The 13,840-nt window shown below is 64.3% G+C and carries 9 protein-coding genes; 8 read left to right on the top strand and 1 reads right to left on the bottom strand.

What is annotated here, in order from left to right:
• Nucleotides 1–66: 66 nt before the first annotated feature.
• A complete protein-coding gene (locus B0I00_RS06205; protein WP_157812481.1) occupies nucleotides 67–1,368 on the bottom strand; it encodes a putative porin in 1,302 nt (433 codons plus the stop codon).
• 192 nt (nucleotides 1,369–1,560) lie between these two features.
• Here B0I00_RS06205 and B0I00_RS06210 point away from each other — a divergent pair, with 192 nt between their 5' ends.
• The 8 genes from B0I00_RS06210 to B0I00_RS06245 all read left to right on the top strand — a co-directional run bounded on the left by B0I00_RS06210 (nucleotide 1,561) and on the right by B0I00_RS06245 (nucleotide 13,840).
• Entirely contained in the window at nucleotides 1,561–2,232 is a 672-nt protein-coding gene (locus B0I00_RS06210) for a response regulator transcription factor (RefSeq protein WP_100866543.1), read from the top strand.
• Nucleotides 2,229–3,617 (top strand): sensor histidine kinase, encoded by a 1,389-nt coding sequence (locus B0I00_RS06215; protein WP_100866544.1) that lies wholly within the window; start codon nucleotides 2,229–2,231, stop codon nucleotides 3,615–3,617. Before B0I00_RS06210 ends, B0I00_RS06215 begins: the two co-directional genes overlap by 4 nt.
• Nucleotides 3,617–4,672: an ABC transporter substrate-binding protein gene (locus B0I00_RS06220; RefSeq protein WP_100866545.1), complete on the top strand. Its 1,056-nt coding sequence runs from the start codon at nucleotides 3,617–3,619 to the stop codon at nucleotides 4,670–4,672. Before B0I00_RS06215 ends, B0I00_RS06220 begins: the two co-directional genes overlap by 1 nt.
• Before the next feature lie 164 nt (nucleotides 4,673–4,836).
• A complete protein-coding gene (locus B0I00_RS06225) occupies nucleotides 4,837–6,222 on the top strand; it encodes a CitMHS family transporter (protein WP_100866546.1) in 1,386 nt (461 codons plus the stop codon).
• Nucleotides 6,223–6,285: 63 nt separating this feature from the next.
• Complete coding sequence (locus tag B0I00_RS06230) at nucleotides 6,286–8,577, top strand: TonB-dependent siderophore receptor (protein WP_100866547.1); 2,292 nt, start codon at nucleotides 6,286–6,288, stop codon at nucleotides 8,575–8,577.
• 23 nt (nucleotides 8,578–8,600) lie between these two features.
• Nucleotides 8,601–9,686 carry a PstS family phosphate ABC transporter substrate-binding protein gene (locus B0I00_RS06235; protein WP_157812482.1) on the top strand — a complete coding sequence of 362 codons (1,086 nt, stop codon included), beginning with the start codon at nucleotides 8,601–8,603 and terminating at the stop codon, nucleotides 9,684–9,686.
• 52 nt (nucleotides 9,687–9,738) lie between these two features.
• A complete protein-coding gene (locus B0I00_RS06240) occupies nucleotides 9,739–11,478 on the top strand; it encodes a PstS family phosphate ABC transporter substrate-binding protein (protein ID WP_100866549.1) in 1,740 nt (579 codons plus the stop codon).
• 16 nt (nucleotides 11,479–11,494) lie between these two features.
• A complete protein-coding gene (locus B0I00_RS06245) occupies nucleotides 11,495–13,840 on the top strand; it encodes a PstS family phosphate ABC transporter substrate-binding protein (RefSeq protein ID WP_100866550.1) in 2,346 nt (781 codons plus the stop codon).

Here is a 13,840-nt window from a genome sequence, read left to right on the forward strand (position 1 = left end):
CGCCGGACGATAGGGGGCAAGCCTGTCGCCCCCCTGTCAAGGGGCCCGCTCGCGATGGAACGGCGGTCAGAAGTTGACGCTGAAGTTCATGCGGACCCGCTCGAGCCAGTCGTTGGGGTCCTGCAGGCCGGACCAGCGCGCGTCGAGCGGCTGGTAGTGATACCATGTCAGGTTGAGCAGCATGTTGGTCCGCGGGACGTAGTCCAGGCTTATCGTGTGGAGCCTGTAGTTGGTCCCGAAGTCGAGGTTGTCGTGACTGAAGGCGGCGAGCACGGAATCGACCTCGGCCTGCGCGTAGCCATAGCCGAACCGCCAGTCGCGGGGCTTGCTCGTCCGGCCCAGGTAGAGGTCGGCCCCGAAGGCGGTGTCGCCATCGACCTGCGCGCCGAAGTTGTGTGCGTAATTGCCGATGAGCTGGATCGGCCACCGCTCGCCCAGCATGCCGAAGGTCGCCGAGCCGACAACGTCGAGAATGTTGAAGTCGGAGGCGTACCTGCCGGTCGCCAGCAGGCGGTTGGTGCGCCAGTCGCCTGCATCGGCACCGGTCAGCGAATTCAGGCGATAGTCGTAATAGCCGGCGGCGAGTTCGAAATGCGTCGGCCCTGGCTGCGAAGCGATTTCCAGTTGCCCGCCGATCATGCTGCTGTCCGGACCGCCGGCGGCTTCATCGACCTGGAAATACAGGCCTGTCGCCCTGAGCGCGGCGCCACCCGCAAACGGCAGGCGATAGGCCGCGGATAGCCCTTGCGGGCTGACGTCGCCGTCCCATACCAGGTCGGTGCGGCGAAACGGCTGCGGGATCTTGCCCGCGATCAGGGTCAGGTTGCCGAAGACACCCTTGATGTAGAGCTGGTCGAGGCTGACGAGGAGATCATCGTCCCAGTTCGACAAGGTGATGTCGGCGGTGTTGGGATCGTCCGGATCGCCGGTCGAGAGCTGGCCTCCGATCGAGAGGTTCTTGTCGATCGCATAGGCGGCGCGCAGGCGTCCGCGGGCGACGCCGCGATCGCGTATCCGACCGTCGGCATCGCCGCGATTGGTTTCGTAACGCACCCGGACGTCGCCGGAGAGCTGGAGGCGCGATGGCGCTGCCGCCTTTGCAGCGGCAGCGGGTGCCGCCGGCGGAGATGCGGCTGCAACGGCCGGCGCCGGACTGCTGGCGGGCTTGCCCTCGATCTGGTCGAGGATGGTCGCGATCTGGCCGATCTTCGCCGAGGTCGCCGCCTGTTCGGCCTTGAGCGCCTCGAGCTGCTGGCGCAGCTCCGCGATCCTGTCCGCAGGCAGGGTCTGCGCCGAGGCGCTCGACGCGTTGCCAAGCACCATGGCGGCCAGCAGCAGCCCGCCCGCGGGCCGCCACGACGCGCTCATCAAACGTGCGACGCTGCCTTGGCTACACCTGCCAGTCATGCAAAACTTCCTCTTCCCGCTTGGGCGCCCTTGGCGTTCCGCAACGGCCTTGCCCGGGCTGCCTTTCCGCGCCTAAGTTAGGAGCGCAAGCTGTCGGGAAGCTGTCGGCCGAGATCTGGGGCGGGCCAACGGTGGTTCGCCAAGGGGAGTGAAATGCGCATACTCGTGGTCGAGGATGACCCGGATCTGGGAGACGCGCTGCTGCGCCGCCTGCGCCGCGATGGCCACGCGGTCGACCTGGAAAGCGATGGCGAAGCGGCCAACGACATTCTTTCGTACCAGGACTACGAGGTCATCGTGCTCGACATTGGCCTGCCGGGCATGGACGGCTTCGAGATCCTCAAGGGCCTGCGCCGGCGCGGCTCGCTGGTCCCGGTCCTGATGCTGACCGCCCGTTCCGCGATCGAGGACCGGATCGACGCGCTCGATGTCGGCGCCGACGACTACCTCTCAAAGCCGTTCGATTTCCGCGAATTCGATGCGCGCTGCCGCGCCTTGCTGCGCCGGTCGCAAGGACTGGCGTCAAACCAGACCGTCATCGGCGATCTGATCTTCGATCGAAGCGCCAAGATGGTGCGGATCGGCGACACGCAGATCAACCTGCCCAACCGGGAGTTTCGCCTGCTCGAAATCCTTATCGGCAATCTCGGCCGCGTACTCAGCAAGGACCAGATCGCGTCGCAGCTGTTCGATTTCGACGACGATGCCGGACCGAACGCGATCGAGCTCTACATCGGCCGCCTGCGCCGCAAGCTGGAAGGTGCGCTGAACATTCGCACGGTCAGAAGCATGGGCTATGTCGCCGAGGCACCGCCCCGGTCGTGATCGCGCAGACCACCTCCCTGCGCCTCAGGCTGGTCGGCACGCTGGGCGCCTTCTTCCTTGTCTCGATGGTCGCGCTTTACTTCGCCGCCCTGGCCTATGCCCGCCTTGCCGCCGATAAATCCTATGACCGGCTGCTGAGCGGCTCTGCGCTGTCGATTGCCGAGACGATTTCGATCACCGATGGCCAGGTCGCCGTCGACATTCCCTTCGCGTCTCTCGACATGCTGTCGGCAGCCCCCGACGACCGGGTGTTCTATCGGGTGGTCGGCCCCGATCAGCGCACCATCACCGGCTATTCCGATTTGCCGAAGCTTCCGGCGACCCGCCGCGGCAGCGTCGATGTCGGAAATGCCGGCCAGTTCTTCGATGCGCCTTATCGCGGCGAACAGGTCCGTTTCGTGTCGCTTGGCCGGCTGATCGCGCAACCGGGCATGAAGGGCTTTGTGTTCGTCCAGGTCGGGCAGACCCGGCGCGCGCGCGACGGTCTGGCGCGAGAGCTCGTATTCGGCTCGCTCGCACCCATCCTCCTGCTCGGCATCTTCGCGGTGGCGATCATCTGGATCGGTATCGACCGGGCGCTGCGGCCGCTCGGACGGCTCGGCGCCGAACTTGCCGAGCGGCAGCCCCAGGACCTCAACCCCGTCGAAACGGCGGTGCCGCTCGAAGTCGTTCCGGTGGTGCAGGCGATCAACGGCTTCATGCGCCGGCTGCGAGAGAACGTGGCCGCCCTGCGCACCTTCATTGCCGACGCGGCGCACCAGATCCGCACGCCGCTGGCAGCGATCCAGGCCCAGGCCCAGCTGGCCGAAGGCGGCGATGTCGAAGAGGTCCGCGCGAGCCTCGCGGCCGTCAGCCGCAACGCGGCGAAGCTGACCCGGCTGGTCAACCAGATGCTCAGTGACGCGACAATCCAGCATCGGTCCGAAGTCCGCGTGTTCAAGGAATTCGATCTCGTCGCCACGATCCGCCAGAGCCTGCGCGAAGCGGTCCCGTTGACCGATGACAGCGACGTGCGCTTTACCACGTCCCTGCGCACGGCTCCCTTGATCGGAGACCGGCTGATGATGGGGGAAGTCGTCAAGAACCTGATCCAGAACGCCCTGACCCATGGCCGCGGCGATCATTCGGAAGTGCTGATCGAACTGACCGAAGCGAACGGCGAATACCGCCTCGCCGTGATGGATCGCGGACCCGGCATTCCGCCGAGCGATCGAGACCAGGCCTTCGAACGCTTTGCGCGTGGCAACAGCGGACAGCCTGGCGCTGGCCTGGGCCTGGCAATTGTCCGCCAGGCGGTCGAGAGCCACAACGGCGACGTCAATCTTGAAGGGCGGCCCGGCGGCGGCCTTGTCGTCGTGATCACCCTGCCGGGGAAAGGCGCCTGATGCTTCGCCGCGCCTGCCTAGGCCTGCTACTTGCCGTTTCCCTTCTGGGGTGCGAGCCGACCACGAGCGAGGAAAGCCTGTCCGGCGCGACCGGACAGCTGGTCATCTACAGCACCACCGACGAAGCGGCGTTCGAACCGGTCGTTGCGGATTTCAGCAAGGCCTATCCCGGCGTCCGGATCGCCTATGTCGAGCTTCAGGCGTTCGAGCTGGACCGGCGGTTCCGCGACGAAATGGCGTCCGCCAAACCTTCGGCCGACCTGCTGCTGAGCTCGGCCATGGACCTGCAGATCAAACTGGCCAACGATGGCTATGCCAAGCCGCACATCTCGGCCAGTGCGAAGAGCCTTCCCAGCTGGGCGCGCTGGCGCGACGAGGCCTTCGGCTTCAGCTTCGAGCCGCTGGTGATGGTGATCAATCGCAAGGAGCTGGCCGGACGACCCATCCCCCGGTCACGCCAGCAACTGGTTGCCACAATCCGGTCCGAACCGGATTTCTGGCAGAACCGGATCGGGACCTATGATCCCAGCCAGAGCAGCGTCGGCTATTTCGTCATGTCGCAGGACGCCCGGCACAGCAGCGATTTTGCTTCGATGGCAGAGGCATTCCGCGATGTCGGGATCGTGACCGCGCAAACGTCGTCGGCGATTCTCGACCAGGTCGAAAGTGGCCGCCTGATCGTCGGTTACAACATTCTCGGCTCCTATGCCCGCACGCGCGAGGCCCGCGATCCGAACATCGAGATCGTCTATCCCGGCGAATACACTCTGGCCGTGACGCGGACAGCCATCATACCCGCCAACGCGGCTCACTCAAAAGCCGCTCATCTGTTCCTGGAGTATCTGCTTTCGATTCGCGGGCAGCGGATATTGACCAGCCGCAGCAGCCTCAGTTCCGTCCGGCCCGAAATCGAGAACCAGTACAGCCACCTTGGCATCGCGGAGTCGACCGTGGGCCCGCTAAAGCCGATTTCCCTCAGCCCCGGACTGCTGGTCTATCTCGATGCGGCAAAGCGCAAAAAGCTGATGGAAACCTGGTCTGGATCGCAGAACTGAGCGGTTTTTCACAAACCTGTCACGGGATGACAGGCGACTGACAGGATCGTCTGCCATTTCCCTCTGATCGAGCCGCCTGGGCGGCCGTTCTTGCCGTGGAGTGATGCTCGTGAACCGGGCGCCCAACCGGCTCGAGGGAGAGTTGTGGTGCCTGGGAATCTCAAGTGCTGACAATATTTGGCTTTGGCATGGTCGTGACTTTCACGACGCTGATCATGACGAAGCGCATGTCGCCCTTCGTCGCGCTGATCGTCGTGCCGATTGCCTTTGCTCTCCTGGCCGGGACGGCGGTTTCCGATCTGGGCGCCATGATGCTCGACGGAGTCAAGGCCATTGCCCCGACCGGCCTGATGCTGATGTTCGCGATCCTCTACTTCGGCATCATGATCGACGCCGGGCTGTTCGATCCGGTCGTCCGCTACATTCTAAGTCTGGTCGAGGGCGACCCGCTCAAGGTCTTGATGGGAACGGCGATCCTTGCCGCCTTCGTGTCGCTCGATGGCGATGGCTCGACGACCTACATGATCGTCTGCGCTTCGATGCTGCCACTCTACCACCAGCTCGGCATGAACGCCATCAATCTCGCCTGCGTGACCATTCTCGCCGGCGGGGTGATGAACCTGACCCCGTGGGGCGGACCGCTGGCACGCGCCGCAACTGCCCTTCACGTCGATCCCTCGGCAATCTTCATCCCGATGCTGCCTGCGATGGCGGTGGGTGTTGCCGGGGTGATCGGGCTGTCGTGGTATCTTGGCCTTGTCGAACGGCGCCGCCTGGGTTTCCTGACCCTCGGTCGACCGCGCACCGGACAGGTGTTCGCTTCGCTCGGCGCTGCGGCGACGGGGTCGATCGACTGCCGCCGGGACGATGCGGGCGACGAGTTTGCCATGCTGCCGCGCGAGGATCATGCCGACGAGCTGCGCCGGCCCAGGCTGCTGTGGATCAACGCGGTCCTGACCGCAGGCCTGATGATCTGCCTGATCTTGGCGGTGCTGCCCTTGCCGATCCTGTTCATGATCGCGTTCGCGCTCGCCCTGGTGATCAACTATCCTTCGTTGGAAGAGCAGCGGCAGCGCATGGCGGAGCACGCCGGGAAAGTTGTCGCCGTGGTCTCCCTGATTTTCGCCGCCGGCGTGTTCACGGGCATTCTCGGCGGGACCGGCATGGTCGAGGCGATGTCGCGCAATCTTCTGGCGATCATCCCGCAAAGCTGGGGGCCCTTCCTGGCTCCGATTGTCGGGATCATCAGCATGCCGCTGACCTTCTTCGTCTCGAACGACGCGTTCTATTTCGGGGTCTTGCCGGTCGTGGCGGAAGCGGCCAGCCACTACGGGATCAGCGACGTCGAGATGGCGCGCGCATCGTTGATCGGCCAGCCTGTACACCTGCTGAGCCCGCTCGTGCCTTCGACATATCTCCTCGTCGGCCTGGCTGGCGTGGAGTTCGGGGCGCTCCAGAAATTCACGATCAAATGGGCCATCCTGATCTGCCTTCTGATGATGGTCGCGGCCCTGGCAGGCTCGGCATTTCCAATACTCTCAGAAGGTTGAGATTCTAAAGCAGTGCGGCCTGTCGAAAAGAAACCCGGGCCGATCAAGTAAAGGGGAAGGGATATGAAGTACTCGCACAAGCTTCTGGCGGCTGTCGCCACGATCGGAGTGTTGCCCGCGACCGCGATCGCGCAGGCGGCTCCGGATCAGACTGCCCAGGATACCATCGACGACAGCCAGTCGACCGACACCGAAATCGTCGTCACCGGCAAGTTCCTCGACCAGGGCTCGAAGAGCGCGATGAAGATGGACGTGGCGGTGCTCGACACCCCCTATTCGGTCTCGAGCTATTCCGAGGAGTTCGTCAAATCGCTCGAGACCACGAACATTTCGGACCTCTACAACTACATGACCGGGGTGAAGAAGTCGGGCGTGACCGCCTATGACATCACCTTGCGCGGCTTCAAGTCGAGCGGCGATGACCGCAACGCCCTGATGGTCGACGGGCTGCCCGGACTGACCGGCCGCTATGCCTCGCCGCCGACGATCGGCATCGAGCGGGTCGAACTGGTCAAGGGCCCGATGTCGGTGCTCTACGGCCAGATCCAGCCTGGCGGCTTCATCAACATGATCACCAAGAAGCCGGAATCCCGGGCCAAGACCACGATCGAGTTCCGCGGCAACACCTTTGCCAGCCCGTCGCGTGCGTTTGGCGATCACAACAGCATTTCAGGGGCCTTCGACAGCACTGGCGGTCTGATGGATGACGGCGCCCTAGCCTACCGCGTGGTCGGCCAGTTGACCCGCAACAAGGGTTTCCGCGTCGATGCCTATCACGACCAGGAATTCATCGCGCCGAGCCTGGCCTGGGAAGTCGGCCCTTCGACCAAGCTGACGATCCAGGGCGAATACCGCCGGACCAAGGAGCATTTCGACGTAGGCCTTGCCGCTCCGTTCGACGGCGCCACTTCGGCAACCAGCACGATCTACGACATCAACGCGGTTGCACCGATCGAGACCGCCTACACCCAGCCCGACAACTACCGGGTCGAGAAAGGCACGACGATCAGCGCGTTCCTGAATCAGGAAATCGGCAATTCCTGGAAGATCAACGCGGGCTATCGCCATGTCCGCTACAACAGCGACCAGCAGGACATCAGCTCGACCGGGGTCAACCGATACAACGGTGAACTGCGCGTCACCCGCCGCGCCCGCCAGCTGCAGACCCACCGCGAATACGATTACGGCGATCTCAACCTGACCGGTTCGTTCGACACCGGCAGCATCGAACACAAGCTGCTGATCGGCATCAACGCGGGGATCGACTTCGTTCGCGAAAATCGCCTCAAGTTCTTCAACGGCGGCAACCGCAACACTACCACCGGTGTCTGCCCGGCAGGCCAGATCTGCCTCGACGTGGCGCTTTACAACCCCGACCTGACCGCTTTCCCGGCGTTCGACAGCATGCCCGCCGGCGCCGCCTCGGGCCTGACCGACCGCCAGATCACGTCGCGCAACTACGGCATCTACCTGTCCGACCTGGTCACCCTGACCGATTGGCTCAAGGTGAGCCTCGCCGCGCGCAAGTTCAGCGAAACGTCGAAGACCTACGCCGACCGGCGCAACGACCCGAACGGCCTCAAGATCAAGACGACCAAGAAGGACTTCCTGCCGAGCGCCGGCGTGATGATCCAGCCGAGCAACAATATCACGTTCTACGGCAGCTATGCCGAATCGTTCGTGCCCGTCGATCCGGGCCTGTTCGACGTCAACGGGCAGAACAACTTCACGCCCATCACCGGCAAGCAGATCGAGTTCGGCGTCAAGACCGAACGACTGCTCGATGGCAAGCTCAACTTCACCGCGGCGGTCTACCAGATCGACAACACCGGCCAGACCACGCAGACCATCTGCCCTCTTGGCAGCTGCACCGTCCAGCTTGGCAAGTCGCGCGCCAAGGGCTTCGAATCCGAGGCGAACTTCAGCCCGCTCGACAACTGGCAGGTCATCCTGGGCTACACCTATATCGACGCGAAGGTCCTGACGACCGGTCCCGGCCTGGAATTCCAGGAAGGTCGCCGCCTGCCCAACGTCGCGCGTCACGCGGCCAACCTGTGGACCCGCTACGATTGGGAAAATGGCTTCGGCGTCGGTCTGGGGGTGACCTACACCGGCCAGCGCGAAGGTGTCCTGCCGACCCAGCTAAGCGATCTCAAGCGGCTGGACTTGCCCGCCTACACGGTAGTCGACATGGGCTTCTACTATTCGCGCGATCGCTATTCGATCAATCTCAAGGTCGGCAACGTCCTCAACAAGACCTACTTCCAGAATTCGGGTGGCGGTTCGCAGGGGCGCGTCCAGATCCAGCCGGGCGATCCGCGCTATCTGACGCTCACGGCACGCTACAACTTCTGATCATGACCAGAGCGTTCCCAATCATGTCCCGCAAGGGACCCGGTGCCGCTCTGGCGCGGCTCGCAGCCCTGTCGCTCCTCGCGACAGCGGCTACGGTCGAGGCGGAGCCGTACCAGCCCGGCGAGAAGGTCTCGGGCGTGATCCGCAGCTTCGGCTTCGGTCTTGGCGGCGTTTATCTCAAGTGGCAGGAGGCGTTCCGTCGGCACCAGCCGGACGTGACGTTCGAAAACAGCCTGCCGACCAGCGACGCCGCGTTTCCCGCCCTTGTCACCCGGGTGACCGACCTCGGCCCCAACGGTGGCGAACCGGCGATCGTGGAGGCCCTGAGCTTTTTCGAAACGCACGGGTATCACGCATCTTACGTCACGGTCGCATCGGGTTCCTTCGACCAGGAAGGGCGCTCGAACGGGCCGGTCGTCTTCGTGCACAAGAGCAACCCGCTCAGGCAGTTGACGGTCGATCAGCTCGACGGGATTTTCGGATCCGAACGGTCCGGCGGCCTGCGCGGTTTCGAATGGACCGAAAAGGGCGCTCGCGGACCGGAAAGGGACATCCGCACCTGGCGCCAGCTGGGCGTGACGACCGGGCCTTGCGCCGATCGTCCGATCAAGACCTATGGCCATGGACCGTCGGGAACCACCCGCTTCTTCCAGCTGAACGTGCTGGCAGGCAGCGACAAGTGGAACGCGAACTACCGGGGTTACGTCGAATCCGGCAGCAAGCAGCTTCCCCCCGACGAACGCCCGGCCGGTCGCCTTGGCGCTCGGCACATGCTCAGCCAGCAGATCGCCCGCGAGCCATGTTCGATCGGGTGGTCGATCATGTCGCAGGCCGCCGGGATCGAAGGGCTGAAGCCGCTTGCGATCGCCGCACGCGGCACGACCAACTTCGTCATGCCCAGCGAACAGAGCTTCCGCGATCGCACCTATCCGATGGTGCGCAACATCTACATCTACTTCGACCGGAAACCAGGTGGCCCGCTCGAACCGAAGCTTCGGGAGTTCCTGCGGTTCGCGCTGAGCGACGAAGGGCAGAAGCTGCTGGCTGACGCCGGCTACCTGCCGCTGCCCGCCGCCATGCTAGCCAGTGAGCGCGCCAAACTGGACTGAGACGACAACAAACAATCTCTGCCAGTCAGGCAGAGGAAGAAGGAAAGCTACCATGCGACGCATCGTCATATTTCGATCCAAGCGGCTGACCGGCCTGCTTCTTGCGATGAGCACCCTGTTCGCGGGACCCGCCTTCGCCGACCCGGCACACGTCCTTCTCCGTCTGCCGGCCGGAGCACGCACCCCGGAAGGTCTTGCCTCGACACTGTCGGCGTGGCGCCAGTCGGGCCAGGTTTCCGACGTCCTCTGGCTCGAATCCGACCAGGAAAAGGACTCCGGCTTTGCCGACTTCATCGCGCTCGAGTTTCCGAGCGAAGGGTCTTACGATGCCTGGACCCGCGAAGGCCAGCCCAAGCTGCCCACCGCGCTCGAGATCAAGCGGGTCGACGTGCTGACCCATGGTGAAAAGACCCCGCGCGATTCGAACAACTCGGTGTTCAAGGTCAATCTCTACGAACCGGCCGTTCCGGCGGCCAAGACCCGCGAGTTCGCCCATGGCTACATCAAGCCGCTGATGGATGGCCAGATCGCCGGCAAGCTGCTGATGCGCTACACCATGTACCTGGAGCGCGGCGAAGGCGGGAAAAACTGGCTGCTGATGGAATACCGCGATCCCGTCGCCTTCGAGAAGTCGGAAGCGTTCAAGGGCGTGCTTCGTCCCAGGCTGCTGGCCGAAAACGCGACCTATGCGGCGTTCGACAAGGTCAAGGAAGGCCTGCGCAAGACCGGCCCGGAAACCATGGCGGAATACAAGGAACTGCCCCCTCCGCAGCTTCCCGGGTTGCCGTCCTACAAGCCCGAATTCAAGGTCGTCGGCGGCTTTCGCATCGTCGGCAGCGAACTGAAGAACGCCGTCAACCAGCTGGCCGAAGGCTTTGCCCAGTTCCATCCCGAAGCCAAGGTTTCGACCAGCCACATCCCGTCGAGCGAAGGCGGCATCGCCGGGCTCTACATGGGGGTCTCCGACGTCGCGCCGATGGGCGACGACGCCAAGATCACCGACATGATGCCGTTCTACAACACCTTCGGCTATATGCCGACCGAGATCTCGGTGGCGACCGGCGGCTACGAGAAGCGCGGTTCGCTGTTCGCCTGGGCGATTGCAGTCAACAAGGACAACCCGATCAACGAAATCTCGATAGATCAGCTCGACCGCGTCTTCGGTTCGGAACGCAGCGGCGGCTGGGAACTGTACAACGGCGACTACAAGTTCACATCGAAGTTCGCCCGCGACCGTTCGACCAACATCCGCAACTGGGGCCAGCTCGGCGTGCGCGGCGCTCTCGCCAAGAAGGAGATCGAGACCTTCGGTTACGCCGCCCCGGGCTTCGCCATCGCGATCCAGCGCCACCTGCTGCACTGGTCGTACAAGATGAACCCGAACTTCAAGGAGTACGTGGAGGCCAAGCAGACCGTCCCCGACACCCTTGGTGCCGCGGTTGCCAGCACCGTCGGCCTCGAGGAGCTGTCGAAGAACCCCAACGGGATGGGCATCGTCGCGCTGATGCACGCGAAGAACTATCCGAACGTCAAGATTCTCAACGTCATTCCGCGCAGCGGTGGCGCTGCCGTTCCCCTGACGCCGGATACCGTGGCCAACCGCACCTATCCGCTGATCCGAGACGCCTACTTCTATGTGAACCGGGCGCCTGGCCAGAAGCTTGATCCCAAGGTGCGCGAGTTCATGCGCTTCGTGCTGAGCCGCGAAGGGCAGGAAATCATTGCCCGGGTCGGCTACTATTACCCGTTGACGGCGGAATACCTCGCCGAACAGCTCAAGAAGCTGGACTGACGGCCAGGCAATGCGATTGAAGTCAGCCTTCGCAGTCCTGTCGGTCGCGGCGCTTGTCGCCGCGACCGGGACCGCAGCCCAGGAGGACAAGCGTCCGACGGGCGAAACCTATGAGCAGATTCTCGCGCGCCTGGGTGACGGGATGCGCGAGAACCTGATCATCCGAGGCGAACACGATTCGCGCACCGAGGCGCGCAAGCACAAACGGTTCTATACCGACTTGCAGCCGCTCGCGGATCTCCCGCCCTACCGGCCCGCAAAGCAGCTCGAGGGCCGGATCCGCGTGTCCGGACTGTACCTGCACGACGGGCTGATCAAGGACCAGTGGATCGAAGCCTTCCAGCGCTTTCACCCGCAGGTGAAGGTCGAAATCGTGCCCAAGGGCACGATCGCTTCGGGCGCGGTCGACATAGAGACCGGACCGCGCATCTCCGACCGCCTGCGCGCCGCATCGCAGTACGAACTTGCTACCGGCGAGCGCCTGTTCGAGATCGACTGGGCAACCGGCAGCTACAACGTTCCGGGCTGGAGTCCGGGCTTTGTCATCTTCGTGCACGAAGACAATCCGATCGCCCACCTCTCGCTGGACCAGCTCGACGGAATCTTCGGCGGGTCGCGGACCGGCGGCTGGAAGGGGACGACCTGGGACCCCGGCGTGGCACGTGGTTCCGACAGGAACATCCGCACCTGGGGCCAGCTCGGCCTCAAGGGGGAATGGGCCGACAAGCCGATCGCGATCTACGGCCGGCCGCTCAAGTACAACATCCAGCTCGGCTTCGAACGCAAGGTCTTCAAGGGCGGAGACGTGTGGAGCGAGACCACCCGCGAATACAGCCACGAAGCGAACGCCGACGGATCGCGCTATTCCTCGTCGGTCGAGATGGTTCGCGACCTCTCTGGCGACCGCTACGGCATCTCGTTCTCGGACATGGGCTCCAACCGCCCGGGTGTCCGCGCCGTTCCGATCGGCTGGACCGCGAAGGGGCCGTTCGTGCCCATTTCGATGCAGAGCCTGCGTGATCGGTCCTATCCGCTGTTCATCGAGCAATGGGCCCAAGTCAGGCTTGCGCCGGGCAAGACGCTCGACCCGCTGGTGAAGGAATTCCTCACCTTCATGCTCAGCCGCGACGGGCAGGACGCGGTGCAGCGCGACGGCAAGTGGATCACGCTACCGGCCCGGCGCGCCGCCGAGATGCGGACCAAGCTCGAGGCCGCCGGAGAGCGGGTCGATCCGCACGCCCTCGGGCTTCACCTCAAGCAGATCGCTCCCGCCAAGTGGGACGGCGAGAGCCCGGACGAAGCGAAGCGGACCGATCCGGCAAAGGCCTATTACCGCAGCCAGTTCGACCTTTCCGGCCTGCCCGCCTATCAGCCGGGGCAGGCCTTCGCGGGCACTATCCGCATGCCCGCGAGCGGCCAGTTGATGGAAGGAACGGCCGGACAGGCTCTGATGGCGGCGTTCCGCCGCATTCATCCCGCGGCACGGTTCGAGCTCAAGGACGGCGACCTCATCAATCACAAGGTGGACCTGTCGATCGGCCGCAAGTGGAGCACCTATTTCGCGGGTGAATTCTACGATTTCCAGCTCAAGCACGATCGTTCGCCGCGCGAGTTCCAGGTGGCCACGGGGTCGTTGGACGTCACCGGGTGGAGTCCGGCGCTGGCGGTCTACGTCGGGTCGAACAATCCGCTCAAGGGTCTTACCATCCGCCAGCTCGACGGCATTTTCGGCGGGCCGCGACGCGGCGGCTGGGTGTCGACCACCTGGCGACGCCAGGCCGGGCGGACGGCTGCGGAGAACATCCGCTTCTGGCGCGAACTGGGCGTGAAGGGTTCCTGCGCCAACCAGCCGATCTCGGTGATCGTGCCGCCGCTCAAGTACCACATCATGTCGGTGTTCGAACGCAAGGCGCTGGTCGGCGGCAACATCTGGAACGACAGCGCGCACGAAATGCCGCTGGTCCTCAACCGCGACGGCAGCCGCCGCAGCCCCGAATCGGACCGCGTGTCCGCGGTGGCGCGGCGGCGCTGCGCGATAACCTTCGCCGATAGCGGCGTGGCGGTCCCCGGCACCCGGATGGTGCCGATCGCACGGGACGGGACAGGTCCCTTCGTCCTGCCGACCCTGACCAGCGTCCAGGACCGGACCTACCCGCTGCACCTCGAAGCCTATGCCTATGCCGATGCCGAGCCGGGTCGGCAGATCGAACCGGGTGTGCGCGAGTTCCTGCGCTTTGTGCTGAGCCGCGAGGGCCAGGCGATCATCGCCGGCGACGGCAAGTGGCTGCCGCTGACCGCTGCCGTGGCCACGGCCGAACGTGCCAAGCTGGATATCGTCGTCCCGCAGGTTACCGCGAAATGA

The sequence above is a fragment of the Novosphingobium kunmingense genome, assembly GCF_002813245.1.
Taxonomy (GTDB): domain Bacteria; phylum Pseudomonadota; class Alphaproteobacteria; order Sphingomonadales; family Sphingomonadaceae; genus Novosphingobium; species Novosphingobium kunmingense.